Below are 19,849 nucleotides of genomic sequence, written 5' to 3' on the forward strand. Positions count from 1 at the left end.
CCCTCCGTCCTTCGCGCACCTAGACTGGACGCGGCGCGACCGCGCCCAGTCGAGGAGGAACCCCCATGGCGCGGATCGCGCGCATCGAGATCAGCCAGATCGACCTGACCCCGAAGACGCCGCGCAGCGACGCGATCCAGGCCTTCACCTGCCAGGAGACGCCGATCGTGCGCATCGTATGCGAGGACGGGGCAGACGGCACCGGCTACAGCTACACGATCGGTACCGGTGGGTCCTCCGTGATCGCGCTCATGCGGGATCATTTTGCTCCGCGCCTGATCGGCCGTGATCCCGACGCGATCGAGGCGATCTGGCAGGACCTGTTCTGGCACACCCATGCGCTCTCGGTCGGGCCGCTCACGGCGCTTGCGCTCGCTACGGTCGATACGGCGCTCTGGGATCTGCGCGGGCGGCGGCTCGGCCTGCCGCTGCATCGTCTCGCCGGCGGCGCGAAGGAGAGCATTCCGGTCTACGACACCGAGAGCGGCTGGCTGCATGTCGAGACTGCGCAGCTGGTCGCGGACGCGGAGGCCGCCGCCGCGAAGGGGTTCCGCGGCGTGAAGGTGAAGGTCGGGAAGCCGCATCTGCGCGAGGATGTCGCGCGGCTCGAGGCCGTGCGCCGCGCGATCGGCGACCGCGTCGAGCTGATGACCGACGCCAACCAGGGCTTCACCGTCAGCGAGGCGATCCGTCGGGCCGGCGCCTTCGAAGCGGCGGGGCTGGGGCTCGCCTGGTACGAGGAGCCGCTGCCGGCCGAGGATGTCGAAGGTCATGCGCGGCTCTGCGCGACAACCACCATTCCGGTCGCGATCGGCGAGAGCCTCTACCACCCCGCGCAGTTCCGCGACTATCTCGCGCGCAATGCCTGCCGCATCGTGCAGGTGGACGTCGCGCGGATCGGCGGCATCACGCCCTGGCTGAAGGTCGCGCACATGGCCGAGGCGTTCAACGTGGCGGTCTGCCCGCACTACCTGATGGAGCTGCATCTGCCGCTCTGCTGCGCTGTGCCGAACAGCCTGTGGCTCGAGCATATCCCCCAGCTCGACGACATCATGGAAAACCGGGTCGCGATCACGGATGGCGTCGCGCGCGCGAGCGACGTGCCCGGCAACGGCATCGTCTGGGATCGTGCGGCGATGCAGCGCCATCAGCGCTTCACGCCGATCGTGATCGAGCGTTGAAGCGGCACGGGGCGGGCTGCACGCCCGCCCCGCGATCCGACGTGTTCAGTTCGTCCGCGCACCGAGCGCCATGAACCGGTCATAGTGCTCGCGCGTCCAGCCGGCGCCGGCTGAGGCGTCGTTGTGCAGTGGCGCGGCCGCCGCACGGAAGGCGGCGAGATCCGGGCGCACCACCGTCTTGCCCTGCTGCTCGAACCAGGCCGGCAGCGTCTCCTCCGAAGTGCGGATGGCATAGGTCGCGCGCGCCGCGGCCTCGCGCCAGACCTGCTCGAACACCGTCCGGTCCGCCGCGTTCAACCGGCGCCAGAACTGCCCGCCCGCGATCGTCAGCAGGTTGTCGACGATATGCGAGGTCAGGTTGATGTGGCTCTGCACCTCGTAGAACTTCTTCGCCTGGATGGTCGGCAGCGGGTTCTCCTGTCCATCAACCGTGCCGTTCTGAAGCGCCAGATACACCTCGGCGAAGGCAATCGGGGTGGCGTTCGCGCCCACCGCGCGCGCAAACATCAGGAACAGAGGCGCCTGTGGCACGCGCAGCTTCATGCCGCGCATGTCCTCGGGCCGATTGATCGCCTTGTTCGCCGTCACGTGCCGCGCGCCGTAGTAGGTCAGCGCCAGGATCCGGTGGCCGGTCGCGCGGTCATAGCCGGCGGCGAGCTCCTTGAAGAGGTCGCTGTCGCGATAGGCCAGCCAGTGGTCGAAGTCGCGGAAGATGAACGGCGCATTGCTGATCGCGATCGGCCGATGGCGGCTGCCGGCAAAGGCGGTGCCGGTGTAGATCATGTCAAGCGTGCCGAGCGTCAGCGCCTCGTTGATCGCCGGCTCATTGCCCAGGGCCGAGGCCGGGAACACCTCGATCCGCCAGCGGTTGTTCGTCCGCTTCGCGATCTCCTCCGCCGCCCACAGTGCCTCGGTGTGGTAGGGCTCGTTCACCTCATACACATGCGCGAACCTTAGCCGCGTCTGCGCATCCGCCGGCAGCGCCGTCGTGGTCGCGAAGGCCGCCGCGAGCGCGGCAACGGTAAAGCGGATCATCGTTCCTCCCTTCCGGCTTTTGCGACCGGGTCCAGTCTGATGTATCAGCTCCCATAGCCGGATCAGGGGCGCGAACGCAAGCGCGGGGCGGCCGCCGGACCGCCCCGCATCGAAAGCCAAGCCTCAGTTGGTGCGCGCGCCGAGTGCCTGGAGGCGATCGTAGTGCTCGCGCGTCCAGCCCGCGCCCGCGGCCTGGTCATTGTGCAGCGGCAGCGCAGCCTCGCGGAACGCGTTTCGGTCAGGCACCACCACCGTCTTGCCCTGGGCGCGGAACCAGTCAGGCAGGGTTTCCTCGGCCGTACGGATGGCGAAGGTGGCCCGGTTCGCCGCCTCACGCCAAACCTCCTCGAATACGGCCCTATCGGCCGCGCTCAATCGACGCCAGAGCTGCCCGCCCGCGATCGTCAGCAGGCTCTCCGAGATATGGCCCGTGAGCACGACGTGGCTCTGCACCTCATAGAACTTCTTCGCCTGGATGGTCGGCAGCGGGTTCTCCTGTCCATCCACGGTTCCGTTCTGCAACGCGAGATACACCTCGGCGAAGGCAATCGGCGTCGCGTTCGCCCCCACCGCGCGCGCGAACATCAGATAGAGCGGTGCCTGCGGCACGCGCAGCTTCATCCCGCGCATGTCCTCGGGCCGGTTGATCGCCTTGTTCGCCGTCACGTGCCGCGCACCGTAATAGGTCAGCGCCAGCGTCTTGTGGCCGGTCGCCCGGTCGTAGCCCGCCATCATCTCCTTCAGCAGCTCGCTGTCGCGATAGGCGAGCCAGTGGTCGAAGTCGCGGAACACATAGGGCGCATTGCTGATCGCGATCGGGCGGAAGCGCGAGCCCGCGAACGCCGTGCCGGTGTAGATCATGTCGATCGTGCCGAGCGTCAGCGCCTCGTTGATCGCCGGCTCGTTGCCCAGCGCCGAGGCCGGGAACACCTCGATCCGCCAGCGGTTGTTCGTCCGCTTCGCGATCTCCTCCGCCGCCCACAGTGCCTCGGTGTGGTAGGGCTCGTTCACCTCATACACATGCGCGAACCTTAGCCGCGTCTGCGCATCCGCCGGCAGCGCCGCGGTGGCGGCAAAGGCGGCCAGCGCGGCCGCCAGGACGTATCGCCTCATCGAGCGTCTCCTTCCCTCCCCGCCTGCCGGTGAACCCGGCGCGGTGGTGCCGCAGGATGGTCAAGCGGCCGGCGGTGCGCAATAACGTATTCGCCAGAGGAGACCGCCATGTCCACGCCCCCCCTCACCATCCGCCTGCACCCCGAGGATGGCGTCGTGATCGCGCGCGCCGACGTGCTGGCCGGCACGCCCATCCGCGGCGAGGGGGTGACGACCGCCGGCCGCATCCCGCCCGGCCACAAGATCGCCGTGCGCCCGCACGCGGAGGGCGAGCCGGTGCGCCGCTACGGCCAGATCATCGGCGTCGCGACCCGCCCGATCGCGCCGGGCGAGCACGTGCACAGCCACAACCTCGGCATGGGCGAGCACAGTCGCGACTACGCCTTCGGCGTCGAGGCGAAGCCGACCGCGATGATCGACCCGCCCGCCACGTTCCAGGGTATCCTGCGGGCCGACCGCCGCGTCGCCACGCGGAACTACATCGGCGTGCTGACCACGGTGAACTGCTCGGCGACCGTCGCGCAGTACGTCGCCGACGCGTTCCGCCGCAACCCGTTCTCGAACCACGACCTGCTCGCCGATTTCCCGAACGTGGATGGTGTCGTGGCGCTGACCCACAAGACCGGCTGCGGCATGAGCGACCTCGAGCCGCTGCGCCTGCTCCGCCGCACCCTCGCCGGCTACGCGACCCACCCGAACTTCGCCGCGATCATCGTGCTCGGCCTCGGCTGCGAGGTGAACCAGATCCCCGGGCTGATGGAGTCCGAGGGGCTGGACGGCAAGCCGCGCGTCCGTGCGATGACGATCCAATCGACCGGCGGCACGGCGAAGACGGTCGCCCGAGGCGTCGATTTCGTCCGCGAGGTGCTCGCCGACGCCAATGCCGCGACCCGCACCGCCGTGCCGGCGAGCCACCTGTCTGTCGCCCTGCAATGCGGCGGCTCGGACGGCTACTCCGGCATCACCGCCAACCCCGCGCTCGGCGCCGCCTCGGACCTGGTGGTGCGCAACGGCGGCACCGTGATCCTCAGCGAGACGCCCGAGACCTACGGCGCCGAGCACCTGCTCACCCGCCGCGCCGTCAGCGAGGCGGTCGGCCGCAAGCTCGTCGAGCTGATGGCCTGGTGGGAGGACTACACGCGCCGCAACGGCGGCGAGCTGGACGACAACCCCTCGCCTGGCAACAAGGCCGGCGGGCTGACCACGATTCTCGAGAAGTCGCTCGGCGCGATGGCCAAGGCGGGCACGACCAATCTCGTCGACGTCTACCGCTATGCCGAGACGGTGACCGCCAAGGGCTTCGTGTTCATGGACACGCCGGGCTACGACCCCGTGTCGATCACCGGGCAGGTCGCCGGCGGGGCGAACCTCGTCTGCTTCACCACCGGACGCGGCTCGGTCTATGGCTGCAAGCCCGCGCCATCGATGAAGCTCGCGACCAACACCTCCATGTACCGCCGCATGGAGGACGACATGGACATCAACTGCGGCACCGTGCTCGACGGTGACGAGAGTGTCGCCGAGTGTGGTGCGCGGATCTTCCGCGAGATGCTCGAAGTCGCCTCTGGGAAGCGCACGAAGAGCGAGCAATGGGGCTTCGGCGCCGAGGAGTTCGCACCCTGGGTGCAGGGCGCGACGATGTAGGGGCACCGCGTTTGCCGTGATGTGCGCGGAGGGTCGCTGACGCCACCCGTCCGGCCCGCGCTGTGGCCGGTGCCGTCGCAGGATCGCTTCGCGACGCGGTGTCCGCCGCTGACCTGCGACGCCCTTCGGGCTCGCTTGAAACGATGCGCACGGGAGGGGATCGGGACGTCGACCGATCGCTGGCCACCATGCGGACCACGATTCGCCGCCTGATGCAGGGCACCGCTTGCACCGTGAGGGCAAAGTCCCGTGATGGCCGGCCACGCCGGCGATTGCGGCGGCTCACTGCCGGCTGCACCACCACCCGGGGACACGACCTGGAGATGGTGTGGCAACGTTCTCACGCGAATCGCCGGACGATCATGAGCTCGCTCCATCTCATCCCCGCGGAGCTCACGGATCGGTACGAGTGCCACGAGTAGCGGAGCGCCGTCGCTGTGCTGCCCAGGTGCCTGCTCCCAGGCGTGGCATGCAGGGGCTCCTTCAGTTCCACCCTACGGCCCCAAACACGAAATTGACGATAGACCCGAAACCGGGGGCCAAGGGCCATTGGCCCTTGTCCCCGGACCCCCAATCCCGCCGACGGCGGCGCGCCTCGCTGGGCGCGCCGCTACCGCCCCACCAGCCGCGCCGCCCGCGCGCGCACCACCGGCACCGACAGCAGCACCGAACCCAGCGTGATCGCGCACAGCACCGCACTCACCGGCCGCGTGAAGAACGGGCTGACGTCGCCCGCCGTCAGCGTCAGGCCGCGCAGCAGGTTCTTGTCCAGGAGATCGCCCAGCACCAGGCCCAGGATCAGCGGCGCCACCGGGAACTTCAGATCGCGCAGCACGAAGCCGATCAAGCCGAACACCAGCATCACGCCCATGTCGAACTGACGCGATGCGATCGCATAGGCCCCCACACAGCACAGCACGAACACCACCGGCATCAGCCGCTCGCGCGGCACCAGCAGGATCCAAAGCAAGGGCCGCACCAGCACCAGCCCGAACACCAGCTTCGCCATGTCCGCCAGCACCAGCATCGCCACCACGCGATAGACGAAATGCGGCGCCGTCACGATCAGCATCGGCCCCGGGTTCAACCCGTGGATCATCATCGCCGCCAGCAGCACCGCCGCCGGCGCCGAGCCCGGCACCGCAAGCGTCAATACCGGAATGATCGCCCCGGGCACGCACGCGCTCTCGCCCGTCTCGGCGCTCATCAACCCCTCGATCGAGCCCTGGCCGTAGAGCTCGCGCTCCTTCGACACGCGCCGCGCCGCGGCATAGCTCGTCCACGCCGCGATGTCCTCGCCCAAGCCCGGCAAGGCGCCGACGAAGGTGCCGAGCAGGCCGGAGCGGAGGATCGTGCGCCAGTAGCGCGTGATGTCGGACAGGCGCGGGATCACGCTGTCCAGCGTCGCCGCCACCGGCTGCATCCGCGGGCCGCGCATCACCTGCAACACCTCGGCCACCCCGAACGCCCCCACCAGCGCCGGCAGCAGGCTGATCCCGCCGGCGAGATTGGGATCGCCGAAGGCGTAGCGCGCATAGGCGTGGTTGGTCTCCTGCCCGATCGTCGAGACGAACAGCCCGAGGAATCCGGCGATGTAGCCCTTCAGCGCATCCCCGCCCGACAGCGTCCCCGCGATCACGATGCCGAACAGCGCGATCCAGAAGAACTCGTAGCTGCCGAAGCTCAGCGCCATCTCGCCCAAGGTCGGCGTCAGCAGCGCCACCATCGCCGTGCCGACCAGCGTGCCGAGCCACGAGCCGGACGTCGAAATCCCCATCGCGCGGCCCGCCTCGCCCCGCCGCGCGAGCGGATACCCGTCCAGCGTCGAACAGGCGGACGCCGGCGTGCCCGGGATGTTCAGCAGGATCGCGCTCCGGCTGCCGCCGTAGATCGCGCCGACATAGATGCAGATCAGGATCTGGATCGCCGCATCGGGCTGCATCCGGTAGGTCAGCGTGGTCATCAGCGCCACGCCCATGGTCGCCGTCAGCCCCGGCAGCGCGCCGATGATGATGCCGAGCAGCGTCGCCCAGGCGACGTTGAACAGCGTCGCCGCCGTCATCAGCGACGCGAACGCATCGCCCAGCATCACGAGCTGCTGCGGCATCAGGGCAGCCGCACCAGGAACACCCGCTCGAACACGAGCGTGACGACGAACCCCGTGGCAAGCCCGAGCACGACCCCCTCGGCGATCCGGCGCAGGCGCTTTCCGCGCGGCGTGATCGGCCACTCGAACAGGATGGTGAAGCAGGCGACGAACAGCGCGGCTGCCGCCCAGAACGGCACCCGCCCGACCAGGCCGAACACCAGCGTCACCCCGAGCGCGGCCGCGATCGCCAGCCGCAGCGTCGAGGCGCCCTCGACCACGCGCCAGTCCGGCGGTAGCCCGCCGTCAGGTCGGAGCGCCCCGCGCAGCACCGCGCGCACCCCGAGCACCAGCGACAACAGCCCGATCACCACCGCATGGAAGCCCGGCACGATGCCCGGCGCGGTGAACGGATCGCCACCCTGCGCGGTGAAGGTCGGCATCGCCCACGCCCCCGCGAACGCTGCGCCAGCGAAGGCGAGCAGCACCGCCGCCGTGATCAGGTCGGCGCGGGCGCGCGGCGGCGGGGTGACGTGACTTGCCGCGCTTTCGTCCGCCACCCTGCCTCCTTACGGCCGCGGAATGCCGACCGTGTCCGGCGAGACCTTCGACTTGCCGGCGTCGTGATAGAGCCAGGCGGTCTGGCGCACCATCTGCATCGCGCCGCTATGCGCCTCTTCGCCATGGATCGGTGTGAACAGCGCCGAGCGGTCGGTCGCGTAGCGCTTCAGCGCCTCGCTGTTGGCGATCTTGCGCTCCCACGCCATGGTCATCGTGCGCACCACCGGCTCCGGCGCGCCCTTGGGAATCCAGATGCCGAAGTAGTTCACCGGCGCGACCATGCCCGGCACCCAACGCGTGATCGGTGGGATCTCGCCATGCCCCGCGAGCGTCACCGGCTTGTCCGACAGCACCACCAGCGGCCGCAGCCGATTGCCGCGGATCATCTCGGTCATCTCGACCAGGAGCTGACACACCACCGGGGTCTCGCCCGCGACGGTCGCCACCACGGCCGGGTTGCCGCCCTCGTAGGTGACATGGCGGTACTGGAGGCCAGGCACCGCCGCGCGCACCATCTCCATCATGTTGTGCCCGGCGGACGACAGCCCCGCCGTCGCCACCGGCACCGTAGCACCCCGCGTCTTCAGCACCTCGAGCAACTGGCCGAAGTCGCGATACGGCGTGTTCGGATTGACGCTGATCGCCGAGACATTCGCGACCGCGAGGAACAGGTTCCAGTCCGCGAGCGACGTATCGAGCATGCCGAGCACCTTGTAGGTGCCGACATCCGCCGCCGCTCCGGCCGCCCAGGTGTGGCCGTCACGCGCGGCCTCCATCGCGTTGCGCGTGCCGATCGAGCCCGAGGCGCCCGGCTGGTTCACCACCACGAAACGCTGGCCGAGCTCGCTCTCCAGTTCCGCGGCGACGATGCGCGCCATCTGGTCGGTCGAGCCGCCTGCCGCCCAGGGCACGATGATGGTGACGGGCCGCTCGGGCCGCCACGGATAGGCCTGCGCGGCCGCCGGCAGCGCGGGCAGCACGGCGGCGGATGCAGCCAGACCGACGAAGGTGCGACGCTTCATGGACCCCTCTCCCCGTTGCGGGTAACTTGTTGGTTACCTGATGGTCCACCGGATCGAACCAGCGCGTCAAGCGCACGGGAGGGGATGTGCGGGTCCTGCAGATCGGCTGCGGCAATTTCGGTGCCGCCCATCTCGCCGGCTGGGCGCGGGTGGGGCTTGCGGAGTCGCTGACGGTCGCCGATCCGCGCCCCGACCTCGCCGAGATCGTCGCGCGTCATGCGCCCGCTGCGCGCGTCGTGGCCGACTGGCGCGCCGCGCTTGCCGAGGCCGAGCTTGTCGATGTCCTGACGCCGACCGACACGCACCACGCGATCGCCTCCGCTGTGCTCGATGCCGGCAGGCCGCTGTTCCTCGAGAAGCCCGCCGCGCCGACGGCGGAGGAGGCGCGCGACCTGCTGCGCCGCGCCGAGGCGGGCCGCGTGAAGGTGCAGATCGGCATGTATCTCCGCTTCCACCCCAAGGGCGCGGCGCTGAAGGCCCTGATCGCCGAAGGCGCGATCGGGCGCGTGCTGCACTGCTCGGCGCGCTTCGTCGGCATGAAGCGCATGCGCGCCGACAGCGGCCCGCTCGCCAACGACGCGGTGCACTTCATCGACCTGATCCTCTGGCTGGTCGACGCGACGCCGGCACGAGTGTTCGCCACGCTGCGCGACGACGAGGCGCGCGGCCATGACGATCTCGCCGCGGTGCAGATGCGTTTCCCGTCGGGCACGACCGCGCTGGTCGAGGCCGGCTACCGCCTGCCGGGCGTCACACCCGATCCGTTCACCGCCGGCACGCTCTCGACCAAGGAGCTGGTCGTGACGGGCACGGCCGGCGTCGCCCGTTTCAGCCTGACCGAGGAGCGGCTGACACTGTGGCGTGGACAGCACCGGCGCGCGGGCGCGATCTTCGTGCCCGAGTACGGCGAGCCCGAGGAGATCGCCGCCCCCGCCGCCGACCCGCCCGAGGTGATGGCGCGCCAGTTCGCGCATTTCCTCCGCGTGCTGCGCGGCGAGGCCGAGCCCATCGCCACCTTGCGCGATGCCGGCGTGGCGGTCGCCGAGGTGCTCGATGCGGCGCGCGAGAGCAGCCGGCGCGATGCCGTCGTCGGGATCGCCGCCTGATGCGCTTCAGCCTGTGCAACGAGGTGGTGCGCGAGCTGCCCTTCGCCGCGCAGTGCGATCTTGCCGCCGCGCTTGGCTATGGCGGCATCGAGCTCGCGCCCTTCACACTGGGAGACGAACCGCACCGCCTGTCCGCGGCCGCGATCGCCGTGCTGCGCCGCGCCGCGTCGGAGGCCGGGATCGCCATCACCTCGCTGCACTGGCTGCTGGTGGCACCCGCCGGCCTGTCGATCACCAGCGACGAGATGGCGACGCGCGCGCGTACCCTCGACGTGATCGCGGGACTGGTCGATCTCGCGGCCGAGATTGGCGCGACGCATCTGGTGCACGGCTCGCCGGCGCAGCGCGTGTTGCCGGACGGGCCTCACCGCGCGGCCGCCCGCGCGCGCGGCATCGATGCCTTCGCCTTCGCCGGCGAGCGGGCGCGCGACGCGGGCGTCGTCTACTGCATCGAGCCGCTCGACCGTGGCCAGACCGCGTTCGTCAACACGATCGAGGAGGCCGCCGGGATCGTGCGCGCCATCGGCAATCCGGCGCTGCGCACCATGCTCGACGCCTGCTCGGTCGCGACCACCGAGACCGAAAGGCTCGATGCGCTCATCGCGCGCTGGCTGCCCACCGGACTGATCGCGCATGTGCACCTGAACGATCCGAACAGGCGCGCGCCCGGCCAGGGCGCGCTCCGCTTCGGCCCAGTGCTCGCCGCGTTGCGCGCGCAGGGCTATACGGGCACGGCGGCGGTGGAGCCGTTCGAGTACGTTCCCGACGGCCCCGGCTGCGCGGCGCGCGCGATCGGCTACCTGCACGGCATTCTGGAGACGCTGCCATGACGGCACCCCGCATCACGCTCGACGAGGTGCGGGCGTTCGAGTGGCCCTTCCGCCTCCGCCTGCCGTTCCGCTTCGGTGTCATCACCGTCACGCATGGCCGCCAGGCGGTCGTCGTTGCGCGTGTACGGCTGGAGAACGGCCGCGTCGCCGAGGGCCTGGCGGCCGAGACCTTGGCGGCGAAGTGGTTCGACAAGGACCCGACCCTGACCGACGATCAGAACGAGCACCAGCTTCGCCGCGCGATCGAGATCGCGCGCAACGCCTATCTCGCGGCCGGGCCGCGGACGCCGTTCGCGCTGTTCGCGGACAGCTACGCCTCGATCCTGGCGCAGGCCGCGACCGAGCGCCTGCCGCCGCTGGTGGCGGGGTTCGGCCCCGCCCTGCTCGACCGCGCGATCCTCGATGCGGTGCTGCGCGCCCATGGCGTCTCCTTTGCCACCGGCATGCGCGCCAATGTCGCCGGGATGGCGCCGCACGCCGCCATTGCCGATCTCGGCGGCTTCGACTGGAACGGCTTCCTCGCGAGCCTGTCGCCACGGCCGCGGATTGCCGCGCGCCACACCGTCGGTCTGGTCGATCCGATCACCGCGTCCGATCAGCCCGCCGGCGCGCGCGTCGAGGACGGCTTGCCGGAGACGCTCGAGGAGGTCTGCACCGCCTACCGCCACACCTACTTCAAGCTGAAGGTCGGCGGCGATGTCGCGGCCGATGTCGATCGCCTGGCGCGCATCGCCGCCGTGCTCGACCGTCTCGTGCCCGGCTATCGCGCCACGCTGGACGGCAACGAGCAGTACGCGGACGCCGAGGGCGCGCTCGCGCTCTGGCGTGCGATCGAGGCCGAGCCGCGTCTTGCGACGCTGCGCAACGCAGTGCTGTTCATCGAGCAGCCCGTCAAGCGCGCCGCGGCGCTGGCCGCCGACATGTCGCCGCGCGCCGCGCGCCGACCCGTGATCGTGGACGAGAGCGACGGCACGCTCGATGCCTTCGTCACCGCGCGGGGGTGCGGCTACGCGGGCGTGTCCTCGAAGACCTGCAAGGGCTTCTACAAGAGCCTGACCAACCTCGCGCGCTGCCGGGTGTGGAACGACGGAGCCGCCGGCGAGCGCTTCTTCATGAGCGGCGAGGACCTGACCACGCTCGCCGGACTCTGCGTGCAGCAAGATCTGGCGCTGGTCTCGCTGCTCGGTCTCGCGCATGTCGAGCGCAACGGCCACCACTTCGTCGACGGCTTCGCCGGCCGGCCGCGCGCCGAGGCCGAGCGCTTCCTCGCCGCGCATCCCGGGCTCTACCGCGCGACGGACCGTGGCCCGCGCCTCGCGATCGCCGACGGAATGCTCGACCTCGCCAGCCTCGACTGCGCCGGCTTCGGCTCGGCGGTGCTGCCCGACACCGCGTCGATGGAGACGATGCCGAAGGCGGCGTGGCCGGTCAGTTGACGGTGATGTTCGCCTCGCGCACCACCCGGCCCCACATCGCGGTCTCGGCGCGCATCCGCTCCGCCACCGCATCAGGCGTGGAGGAGACGGGATCGGCGCCGGCCTGGACGAGCCGCGCCCGCACCGACGGATCGGCGAGCGCCGCATTCAGCGCTGCGTTCAGCCGCGCGATCGCCGGCGCCGGCGTGCCCGTGGGTGCCATCACCGCGCCCCAGGACGTCGCAGAGGCACCCGCAAGCCCGGCCTCCGCCATGCTCGGCACCTCCGGCAGCAGCGGATGCCGCGCCGAGCCCGTGACCGCGAGCGCGCGCACGCGGCCAGCCTGCACCTGGCCGATGCAGGACGGCAGTTGGTCGAGCATCAGGTGTACCGTGCCGGCAACCGTGTCGTTCAGCGCCGGCGCGGAGCCGCGATACGGCACGTGGGTGAGCTCGACGCCGGCCGTCAGGCGGAACAGCTCGGCGACCATGTGCGTCGAGCTCCCCGCACCGGCCGAGCCGTAGGCAAGCCGCCCCGGCTGCGCCTTGGCGAGGGCGACGAGCTCGGCCACCGTCGTCGCCTGTACGGAGGGGTGGACGATCAGCACGTGCACGGTCTCGAACGCCATGCCGACACCGGCGAGATCGCGCGCCGGATCGAAGGTCATGCCGCGATAGAGATGCGGGTTGATCGTCAGTCCGCCCATCGTGCCCATCAGCAGGGTGTGGCCGTCGGCGGGGCTGCGCACGACGTTCTCCGCGCCGACATTGCCGCCCGCGCCGGTGCGGTTCTCGACCACCACGGGCTGGCCGAGTGTCGCGGACATGTGCTCGCCCAGCACGCGCGCCACCACGTCGGTCGCCCCGCCGGCGGGGAACGGCACGACCATGCGCACCGGGCGCGACGGCGCCCAGGACTGCGCCTGCGCCGCAGCCGGCAGAAACGCCGCCGCGGCGACCACGAGACGTCGTGTCAGCATCGGTCCCTCCCTCACACGCAGCGTTCGAAACGCTGTTTCATCACGGCCAGCACCTCGTCCGGATCGCGCGTCCACCAGTCGCGCGACGAGAAGATCTCGACCTCGATCGGCCCATCGTAGCCGGCCGCATCCACCGCTTCGCGCAAGCCCGCGATGTCGGCGACCCCGTCGCCCATCATGCCGCGATCGGTGACGAGATCGCGCGTCTCCCGCAGCCAGTCGCAGACGTGAAGGCCGAGGATACGGCCGCGCGCACGCGCGACCTGCGCCAGCACCTCGGGGTCCCACCAGACGTGATAAATGTCGAGTGCCACGCCGACGCCCGCGCCCAGCGCGTCGCACCAGTCGAGCGCCTGGGCGGTGGTGGAGAGCACCGAGCGGTCGGCGCAGGTCATCGGGTGCAGCGGCTCGAGCGCGAGCGGAACCCCGACTTCACGCGCGTGCGGCAGCACGGCGGCGAGCCCGTCGAGACAGCGCGCGCGGGCGACGGCGAGGTCGCGCGAGCCTTCCGGCAGCCCGCCATTGACGATGACCAGGCAGGCGGCACCGATCGCCGCTGCCTCGTCGATCGCGCGGCGATTGTCGTCGATCGCCTGCGCGAGCGTGCCCGCGCTCCACCAGCCGCCGCGACAGAGGCCCGACACCTTCAGCCCGGCATCGCGGATGTGCTGCGCCGCGCGCGCCACGCCATAGGCCGCGAGCCCGTCGCGCCACGGGCCGATCCAGCCGATCCCGTGCCGCGCACAGCCCTCGATGCAGGCGGGCAGGTCCCAGCGCCCGCGCACCGTCGCGGTGTTCAGCGACAGACGCGCGAGCCCCGCCATCAGTGCACGCCGTGGGTCACGAGCAGGGCGCGCATCCGTGTGCACGCCATCTCCGGATCGCGCAGCAGTCCGGCGGCGTCGGCGAGGCGGAACAGCTCGGCGAGATGGGGCAGGCTGCGCGCCGAATGCTGGCCACCGACCATGGTGAAATGGTCCTGGTGGCCGTTCAGCCAGGCGAGAAACACCACGCCGGTCTTGTAGAACCGCGTCGGCGCCTTGAAGACGTGGCGCGACAGCGGAACGGTCGGGCCGAGGACATCGTGGAACGTCGAGAGGTCGTTGCGGTGCAGGCTGCCGAGGGCAGCCGAGGCGGCGGGCGCGATCGGATCGAAGATGCCGAGCAGCGCGTCGGAATGGCCCTGCTCGTCGCCGGCGATCAGTTCGGCGTAGTTGAAGTCGTCGCCGGTGTACATGCGCACGCCTTTCGGCAGGCGCCTTCGCATGACGACCTCCTTGTCCTTGTCGAGCAGCGAGACCTTGATGCCGTCGATCGCCGAAGCGTTGGCGTTCAGCATCGCCAGGCACGTCTCCATTGCCTGCCAGTGGTCGTCCGAGCCCCAGTAGCCGGCGAGCGCGGGGTCGAACATCTCGCCCAGCCAATGGATGATCACGGGCTGGCGCACCTGCGACAGCACGCGGTGATAGACGCGGAGGTAGTCGTCGGGGCCCCGCGCGGCCTTCGCGAGCGCGCGGCTCGCCATCAGGATCACCCGTCCGCCGAGCGCCTCGACCGCGCCCACCTGGTGCTCGTAGGCGGCGATCACGTCGTCGATCGTCACATCCGGACCCGGCGCGAGATGGTCGGTGCCCGCGCCGCAGGCGATCAGCGCGCCGGGGATGCCCTTCGCCGCATCGAGGCTGCGCCGGATCAGCTCGAGCGAGGTCGCCCAGTCCAGCCCCATGCCGCGCTGGGCCGTGTCCATCGCCTCGGCCACGCCGAGGCCGAGCGACCAGAGATAGCGGCGATAGGCGATGGTGCGGTCCCAGTCGATGGCGACGTCGAGCCACGGATCGCAGTCGGCGAGCGGATCGGAGACCACGTGCGCGGCGGCGATCGCCACGCGGTTGAACGGCGGCGTGGCCTTCGGGAACTCGCGCGGCGGGCTGGTCGTGAACGGCGCGAGGCGGCGGTCGGCGGTCGGCAGGGTGATCGTCGGCATGCTCACGCCTCCAAGGCGGGAATGTCGATCCAGCGCCGCTCGGCCCACGACGTCAGGCCGGCTTCGGCGAGCTGCACGCCCTTCGCACCCTCGCGCAGCGTGTGCGGGAAGGGCGCGTCCTCCATCACGTGGCGGATGAACATCTCCCACTGAGCACGGAACCCGTTGGGGTAGGCCGTGTTGTCCGGCACCTCGTCCCAGGTGCGGAAGAAGTCGATGGTCTGCGGCTGATCGGGGTTCCACACCGGCTTGGGCGTGTTCACGCGCGCCTGGGTCCAGCAGCGGTGCAGCCCGGCGACCGCGCTGCCATGCGTGCCGTCGACGTGGAACGTGACGAGGTCGTCGCGGCGCACGCGCGTGCACCAGGAGGAGTTGACCTGCACCACTGCGCCGGAGTCGAGCGTGAAGGTGGCGTAGGCGGCATCGTCGGCATCGGCGACATAGGGCTCGCCCTGTTCGTCCCAGCGGCGCGGGATGTGTGTCGCGCCGAGGCAGCTCACCGCGGTGACCGGGCCGAAGATGTTGTCGATCACGTAGCGCCAGTGGCAGAGCATATCGAGGATGATCCCGCCGCCCTCCGCCTTGCGGTAGTTCCAGGACGGGCGCTGCGCCGGCTGCCAGTCGCCCTCGAACACCCAGTAGCCGAACTCGCCGCGCACCGAGAGCAGCCGGCCGAGGAAGCCGCTGTCGATCGCCATCTTCAGCTTGCGTAGCCCAGGCAGGAACAGCTTGTCCTGCACCACGCCGTTCTTGAGGCCCTTCGCCTCGGCGCGGCGCGCGACGTCGAGCGCGTCGGCGAGCGTCTCCGCGGTCGGCTTCTCGCAGTAGATGTGCTTGCCGGCGGCGATCGCGCGGCGCAGCAGATCGGCGCGCATCTGCGTCGTGCCGGCGTCGAAGAACACGGTATCGTCGGGGTTGGCGAGTGCCACGGCGAGATCGGTGCCCCAGCGCTCGACCCCGTGCGCGGCGGCGAGCGCGCGCACCTTCTCCGCGTTGCGGCCGATCAGGATCGGATCGGGCATCACGCGCGTGCCGTCCTTCAGCGCCACACCGCCCTCGGCGCGGATCGCGGCGATCGAACGGATCAGGTGCTGATTCATGCCCATCCGCCCGGTGACACCGTGCATGATCAGGCCGAGGCGACGGGTCTCGGGCATCGTTCCTCCGTCAGGACAGAAAGTCGTGCAGATGCGCGCGCACGAACGCGTCGTCGGCGAGGTCGGCGTGGTCGTGACAGACGCGGTCGATCTCGACGATCTGTCCGGGCGACAGCCCCTCGTCCGGATCGAGGCACCAGATGCCGCGCAGCAGGCCCTGGCGTCGCAGCACCTCGTGGATGCCGGCGATGCAGCCGTGGAAGGCATTGGCGACGTCGAAGAAGGCGGCGTTGCAGTCGGTCACGCGCGCATCGAGCGACAGCAGCGCGGGATCGCCCGGCGGGGCGGCGTGGATGCGGCCGAGCAGATCGACCGCGGTCCTGGTCCAGACCGCCCAGTGGCCGAGCAGGCCGCCCTTGAAGCGGAGCATCACCTCGCGCCCGTTCGCGCGCACGGCGAAGGGGGTGAGCAGGTCGGCGACGATGTGGTCGTCATTGCCGGTGTAGAGCGTGATGCGCTCCTCCGCGCCCGCAAGCACGACGCCGCGCAGCACGTCGAGCGTGGCGTAGCGGTCGAACGGCGCGACCTTGATCGCGGCGACGTTCTCGATCGCGGCGAAGCGCTGCCAGAACCGTGCCGACAGCGCGATCCCCCCGACCGACGGCTGGAGGTAGAAGCCGAACAGCGGCATCTCGGCCGCGACCGCTTGGCAGTGCGCGACGATCTCGTCCTCGGAGGCACCCTTCATCGCCGCGAGGCTCAGCAGCACCGCGTGATAGCCGAGGCCGCGCGCGATCCGTGCCTCCGCCACCGCCTGGTCGGTGCGGCCGATCGCGCCGGCGACCAGCAGCACGGGCCGCGCCGCCGCCGCGGCCGTTTCGGCGGCGATCCGCAGCACTGGCTCGTAGAGCCCGACCTCGCGGATCGCGAACTGGGTCGTATGCACCCCGACCGCGAGCCCGCCGGCGCCGGCGGCAAGGTAGTAGCGCGAGAGCGCGCGCTGATGACGCGGGTCGAGCCGGCGATCCTCATCGAGCGCCAGCGGATGCGCCGGGATGACGCACCCCGCCCGCAGCGTCGCGCGCACCGGTTCCGGCCAGTCCTGCCAGTGCAGGCCCATCGTTCCTCCCGATCAAGTAACCAGGTGGTTACCTGACCCCCGGCCGGTCGTCAACGCGGCCGGCGCAGATAGCCCAGGATCACCTCGACCGCATGCGCCTCGCGCGCCGCGATCGCCTGCTCGGTCAGCAGGTCGCGGCCGAAGATCACCGACAGCGTGTGACCATTCGCCAGGTAGAAATGCGAGAGCGCAGTGAGCGAGATGTAGAGCTGCACCGGATCGACACCGTCGCGGAACCGCCCCTCGGCTGCGCCGCGCTTGAGCAGTGTGGCGAGCATCGACACGACCGGCGAGTAGAGCGCCGGCACATGGGTGGACCGCCGCAGGTAGCGCGCGCGATGCAGGTTCTCGCTGGTCAGCAGCGCCACCACTTCGGGGTGCGTGGCGGTGTAGCGCAGCTTGAAGCGGACGAGTTCGGCGATGCCCTCCTCGGGCGAGAGATGCTCGACATCGATGCCGCTCTCCTCGGCGCGCATCGCGCCGTACACGGCTTCGAGGGCGGCGAGCCACAGCTCCTCCTTGCCGCCGATATAGGCGTAGAGCATGCGCTTGTTGGCGCCCGCGCGCGCGGCGATCTCGTCCACGCGCGCGCCGTCCAGTCCCTTGGCGGTGAACTCGGCGATCGCCGCCTCGAGGATGCGCTGGCGCGTCGCCTGGGCGCGCGGCGAGGCGGTGTCGGGCGCGTCGTTCATCCGAACTCCGGTCCCACCGGCGCGATGATCAGCGATGCATCGCCGGGCAGCGGTGCCGTGCCCATCGCCATGCGCGTGAAGGGGCGCTGCGGGCTGGCGCCGCGGCCGGCGAGCCAGGCGGCAAGCTCGGCCTGCGCATCGGCGAGGTCGATCACCACGCTCTGACCCGCCGGCAGCGCCGCGAGGGCCGCGGCGATCAGACGTTGCGCGGAACGACCGTCGCGCGCGATCACGGGGCCGATCTGCGGTGCGAGCCGGCCGTCGCGCGCCAGCGCGAAGCCCTCGATCCGCATGCCCGCGACGGCGACCCGCGCGGCCGCGGGCAGCCGAGCCGCGATCGCGCGCAGCAGGCGCTCCCGCGGCATGCCGTTGGCGGCGGCGTCGAGGGCCAGGATCTCGGGCCAGTCGCCGGGGCGGAGCGGCCGCACGCCGGGGACGGCGCTGCCGGTTGCATCGAGCCGCCAGCGCCGGAAGCTCCAGAACGGCGCCAAGCCGAGTTTCGTGTACACCGGCTGGCCGAACGGCGTGGCGTCCAGCACCGCGCGGTGGCCGGAGGCTGCAAGCGCGGCCAGCGCATGCGCCATCAGCGCGGTGGCATGACCGCGGCCGCGGTGCTCGGGCAGCGTCAGCACCATCGACACCCAGGCCACCGTCGGGCCGAACGGCAGCACGGCCGCGCTCGCCGCGAGCACGCCGTCCGCCTCGATCCCCCAGACGCTGCCGTCGCGCAGGAAGTGGCGCCAGTCCGCGATCGTCTGGTTCCAGCCGGCGGCGGTGGAGAGCGCGAATGCGGTGTCGAGATCGGCCTCGGCCAGCGGGTGGATCGGCGGCGCCATGTCAGTACGTGCCGTCCCGCACCTCGTAGTGGGTCGGCTTGCCCAGGCTGCGCCCGCCGCGCGACACCCAGTCAGCCGTCCAGTCGATCAACGTGGTCAGCGGAACAGTCGGGTAGCCGAACAGGCCGAACGCGCGCGCGGCGTTGTTCAGCCAGCCGGTCGACGCCTCCTCGCCGGTGACGATCGCCGTGCGGCCGAGCCGGCGGGCGAACTCGTGTGCGAGCCAGCGCACGGAGATGGTTTCGGGGCCGGTGACGTTCAGCGCGGCCATCGGTGCGGCGGCGTGTGCGAGCGCGGCGAGCGCCCAGGCGTTGGCGTCGCCCTGCCAGATCACGTTGACATGGCCGGAGGTGACGTCGATCGGCTGGCTGTCGCGCACCTTCACGGCGATGTCGTGCAGCACGCCGTAGCGCAGATCGATCGCGTAGTTCAGCCGGATCGCGATGGTGCGCGTGCCGCGCGCGGCCGCGGCGTGCTCGAAGGCGCGCTCGCGCGCGACGCAGGACCAGGCGTAGTCCCCCGCCGGCGGGATGAGCGGCGTCGCCTCGGTCGCGCCGCCCGAGAGCACCGGCACGAAGGGATAGACGCAGCCGGTCGAGAAGAAGGCGATGCGGCTGGCAGCGTAGCGGTCCGCGACCATGGCGGGGACAGTGGCGTTCATCGCCCAGGTGAGGTGTTCGGCGCCGGTGGAGCCGAACTTGCGGCCGGCCATGTAGACGACGTTGGGCGCGTCGGGCAGGCGCGCGAGGGCGCCGCGGTCGAGCAGGTCGGTCTCGATCGTTTCGATACCGTGGGTGTCGAGGCGCTCGCGCAGGCCGGGTTCGGAGAAGCGGGCGACGCCGATGATGCGGCGCGAGGGGTCGGCGCGGCGGGCAAGGCGTGCGAGCGTCGGCCCCATCTTGCCGCCGACGCCGAGGATCAGGATGTCCCCGGGCGGCAGGGTGAAGCCGCGCGGGGGGCGGGAGAGCGCCTCTTCGAGGTCCTCTTCAGTAGCCGGGGGACCACGCTGGTCCCCCGGACCCCCTGCACCTGGGGCCTCCTCCCGTTGGTCGGAGGCCGCAGCCCGACCAACGGGAGGGTCGCCCTGCGGAGGGGGGTCTGGGGGGACGACCGTCGTCCCCCCAGTGCTTTTCTTACTGCTAGCCATC

18 protein-coding genes are annotated in these 19,849 nt (G+C 71.0%); 5 read left to right on the forward strand and 13 right to left on the reverse strand.

Annotated elements, in window-relative coordinates; all coding sequences use genetic code 11:
* The first annotated feature begins 65 nt into the window (after positions 1-65).
* Positions 66-1,181 (forward strand): mandelate racemase/muconate lactonizing enzyme family protein, encoded by a 1,116-nt coding sequence (locus tag ACTIFU_RS02895; RefSeq protein ID WP_439576782.1) that lies wholly within the window; start codon positions 66-68, stop codon positions 1,179-1,181.
* Positions 1,182-1,226: 45 nt separating this feature from the next.
* Here the strand turns inward: ACTIFU_RS02895 and ACTIFU_RS02900 are convergent, their stop codons facing one another.
* Together ACTIFU_RS02900 and ACTIFU_RS02905 are read right to left on the reverse strand one after the other, a co-directional pair.
* A complete protein-coding gene (locus ACTIFU_RS02900; RefSeq protein WP_439576783.1) occupies positions 1,227-2,216 on the reverse strand; it encodes a sialic acid TRAP transporter substrate-binding protein SiaP in 990 nt (329 codons plus the stop codon).
* Between the two features lie 123 nt (positions 2,217-2,339).
* Positions 2,340-3,329: a sialic acid TRAP transporter substrate-binding protein SiaP gene (locus ACTIFU_RS02905; RefSeq protein ID WP_439576784.1), complete on the reverse strand. Its 990-nt coding sequence runs from the start codon at positions 3,327-3,329 to the stop codon at positions 2,340-2,342.
* 108 nt (positions 3,330-3,437) lie between these two features.
* On the opposite strand from ACTIFU_RS02905, the gene ACTIFU_RS02910 reads away from it, so the two are divergent.
* Positions 3,438-4,973 (forward strand): UxaA family hydrolase, encoded by a 1,536-nt coding sequence (locus ACTIFU_RS02910; protein ID WP_439576785.1) that lies wholly within the window; start codon positions 3,438-3,440, stop codon positions 4,971-4,973.
* Positions 4,974-5,583: 610 nt separating this feature from the next.
* On the opposite strand, the gene ACTIFU_RS02915 is transcribed toward ACTIFU_RS02910, so the two are convergent.
* Genes ACTIFU_RS02915 through ACTIFU_RS02925 form a run of 3 tightly spaced genes read right to left on the reverse strand, consistent with a single transcriptional unit; the run spans position 5,584 to position 8,642 of the window.
* The gene (locus ACTIFU_RS02915) at positions 5,584-7,080 is read right to left on the reverse strand and encodes a tripartite tricarboxylate transporter permease (protein ID WP_439576786.1); all 1,497 of its coding nucleotides are present in this window, start codon (positions 7,078-7,080) and stop codon (positions 5,584-5,586) included.
* A complete protein-coding gene (locus ACTIFU_RS02920; protein WP_439576787.1) occupies positions 7,080-7,619 on the reverse strand; it encodes a tripartite tricarboxylate transporter TctB family protein in 540 nt (179 codons plus the stop codon). The genes ACTIFU_RS02915 and ACTIFU_RS02920 overlap by 1 nt, the downstream gene beginning before the upstream one ends.
* 9 nt (positions 7,620-7,628) lie before the next feature.
* Positions 7,629-8,642: a Bug family tripartite tricarboxylate transporter substrate binding protein gene (locus ACTIFU_RS02925; protein WP_439576788.1), complete on the reverse strand. Its 1,014-nt coding sequence runs from the start codon at positions 8,640-8,642 to the stop codon at positions 7,629-7,631.
* A gap of 86 nt (positions 8,643-8,728) precedes the next feature.
* On the opposite strand from ACTIFU_RS02925, the gene ACTIFU_RS02930 reads away from it, so the two are divergent.
* From ACTIFU_RS02930 to ACTIFU_RS02940, 3 genes are read left to right on the forward strand one after another with little or no spacing between them, the layout of a single operon-like run.
* A complete protein-coding gene (locus ACTIFU_RS02930) occupies positions 8,729-9,748 on the forward strand; it encodes a Gfo/Idh/MocA family protein (protein ID WP_439576789.1) in 1,020 nt (339 codons plus the stop codon).
* On the forward strand, positions 9,748-10,578 hold the full coding sequence (locus ACTIFU_RS02935) for a sugar phosphate isomerase/epimerase family protein (protein ID WP_439576790.1): 831 nt from the start codon (positions 9,748-9,750) through the stop codon (positions 10,576-10,578). Before ACTIFU_RS02930 ends, ACTIFU_RS02935 begins: the two co-directional genes overlap by 1 nt.
* Positions 10,575-12,014, forward strand: a complete 1,440-nt coding sequence (locus ACTIFU_RS02940; protein ID WP_439576791.1) for an enolase C-terminal domain-like protein — start codon at positions 10,575-10,577, stop codon at positions 12,012-12,014. Before ACTIFU_RS02935 ends, ACTIFU_RS02940 begins: the two co-directional genes overlap by 4 nt.
* Here the strand turns inward: ACTIFU_RS02940 and ACTIFU_RS02945 are convergent.
* Genes ACTIFU_RS02945 through ACTIFU_RS02980 form a run of 8 tightly spaced genes read right to left on the reverse strand, consistent with a single transcriptional unit; the run spans position 12,007 to position 19,848 of the window.
* Positions 12,007-12,972, reverse strand: coding sequence for a Bug family tripartite tricarboxylate transporter substrate binding protein (locus tag ACTIFU_RS02945; RefSeq protein WP_439576792.1), 966 nt, complete (start codon positions 12,970-12,972; stop codon positions 12,007-12,009). The genes ACTIFU_RS02940 and ACTIFU_RS02945 overlap by 8 nt on opposite strands.
* Positions 12,973-12,983: 11 nt before the next feature.
* Positions 12,984-13,796 carry a sugar phosphate isomerase/epimerase family protein gene (locus tag ACTIFU_RS02950; protein ID WP_439576793.1) on the reverse strand — a complete coding sequence of 271 codons (813 nt, stop codon included), beginning with the start codon at positions 13,794-13,796 and terminating at the stop codon, positions 12,984-12,986.
* Complete coding sequence (locus tag ACTIFU_RS02955) at positions 13,796-14,956, reverse strand: dihydrodipicolinate synthase family protein (protein ID WP_439576794.1); 1,161 nt, start codon at positions 14,954-14,956, stop codon at positions 13,796-13,798. The genes ACTIFU_RS02950 and ACTIFU_RS02955 overlap by 1 nt, the downstream gene beginning before the upstream one ends.
* A 2-nt stretch (positions 14,957-14,958) precedes the next feature.
* Positions 14,959-16,113, reverse strand: coding sequence for a Gfo/Idh/MocA family protein (locus ACTIFU_RS02960; protein WP_439576795.1), 1,155 nt, complete (start codon positions 16,111-16,113; stop codon positions 14,959-14,961).
* Positions 16,114-16,123: 10 nt separating this feature from the next.
* A complete protein-coding gene (locus ACTIFU_RS02965) occupies positions 16,124-17,173 on the reverse strand; it encodes a dihydrodipicolinate synthase family protein (protein WP_439576796.1) in 1,050 nt (349 codons plus the stop codon).
* A 50-nt stretch (positions 17,174-17,223) separates the two neighbouring features.
* Positions 17,224-17,865, reverse strand: coding sequence for a TetR family transcriptional regulator (locus ACTIFU_RS02970; protein ID WP_439576797.1), 642 nt, complete (start codon positions 17,863-17,865; stop codon positions 17,224-17,226).
* Entirely contained in the window at positions 17,862-18,701 is an 840-nt protein-coding gene (locus ACTIFU_RS02975; RefSeq protein ID WP_439576798.1) for a GNAT family N-acetyltransferase, read from the reverse strand. The genes ACTIFU_RS02970 and ACTIFU_RS02975 overlap by 4 nt, the downstream gene beginning before the upstream one ends.
* A gap of 1 nt (position 18,702) precedes the next feature.
* Entirely contained in the window at positions 18,703-19,848 is a 1,146-nt protein-coding gene (locus ACTIFU_RS02980) for an NAD-dependent epimerase/dehydratase family protein (protein ID WP_439576799.1), read from the reverse strand.
* Between the last annotated feature and the right edge of the window lies 1 nt (position 19,849).

Source organism: Elioraea sp. (assembly GCF_051860475.1).
Classification (GTDB): domain Bacteria; phylum Pseudomonadota; class Alphaproteobacteria; order Acetobacterales; family Acetobacteraceae; genus Elioraea.

Coding starts and splice junctions, on each gene's coding strand:
- ACTIFU_RS02980 (WP_439576799.1), bottom strand. CDS start 19,848: ATGGCTAGCAGTAAGAAAAGCACTGGGGGGACGACGGTCGTCCCCCCA.
- ACTIFU_RS02925 (WP_439576788.1), bottom strand. CDS start 8,642: ATGAAGCGTCGCACCTTCGTCGGTCTGGCTGCATCCGCCGCCGTGCTG.
- ACTIFU_RS02955 (WP_439576794.1), bottom strand. CDS start 14,956: ATGCCGACGATCACCCTGCCGACCGCCGACCGCCGCCTCGCGCCGTTC.
- ACTIFU_RS02945 (WP_439576792.1), bottom strand. CDS start 12,972: ATGCTGACACGACGTCTCGTGGTCGCCGCGGCGGCGTTTCTGCCGGCT.
- ACTIFU_RS02895 (WP_439576782.1), top strand. CDS start 66: ATGGCGCGGATCGCGCGCATCGAGATCAGCCAGATCGACCTGACCCCG.
- ACTIFU_RS02915 (WP_439576786.1), bottom strand. CDS start 7,080: ATGCCGCAGCAGCTCGTGATGCTGGGCGATGCGTTCGCGTCGCTGATG.
- ACTIFU_RS02970 (WP_439576797.1), bottom strand. CDS start 17,865: ATGAACGACGCGCCCGACACCGCCTCGCCGCGCGCCCAGGCGACGCGC.
- ACTIFU_RS02940 (WP_439576791.1), top strand. CDS start 10,575: ATGACGGCACCCCGCATCACGCTCGACGAGGTGCGGGCGTTCGAGTGG.
- ACTIFU_RS02910 (WP_439576785.1), top strand. CDS start 3,438: ATGTCCACGCCCCCCCTCACCATCCGCCTGCACCCCGAGGATGGCGTC.
- ACTIFU_RS02965 (WP_439576796.1), bottom strand. CDS start 17,173: ATGGGCCTGCACTGGCAGGACTGGCCGGAACCGGTGCGCGCGACGCTG.
- ACTIFU_RS02950 (WP_439576793.1), bottom strand. CDS start 13,796: ATGGCGGGGCTCGCGCGTCTGTCGCTGAACACCGCGACGGTGCGCGGG.
- ACTIFU_RS02975 (WP_439576798.1), bottom strand. CDS start 18,701: ATGGCGCCGCCGATCCACCCGCTGGCCGAGGCCGATCTCGACACCGCA.
- ACTIFU_RS02935 (WP_439576790.1), top strand. CDS start 9,748: ATGCGCTTCAGCCTGTGCAACGAGGTGGTGCGCGAGCTGCCCTTCGCC.
- ACTIFU_RS02900 (WP_439576783.1), bottom strand. CDS start 2,216: ATGATCCGCTTTACCGTTGCCGCGCTCGCGGCGGCCTTCGCGACCACG.
- ACTIFU_RS02960 (WP_439576795.1), bottom strand. CDS start 16,113: ATGCCCGAGACCCGTCGCCTCGGCCTGATCATGCACGGTGTCACCGGG.
- ACTIFU_RS02905 (WP_439576784.1), bottom strand. CDS start 3,329: ATGAGGCGATACGTCCTGGCGGCCGCGCTGGCCGCCTTTGCCGCCACC.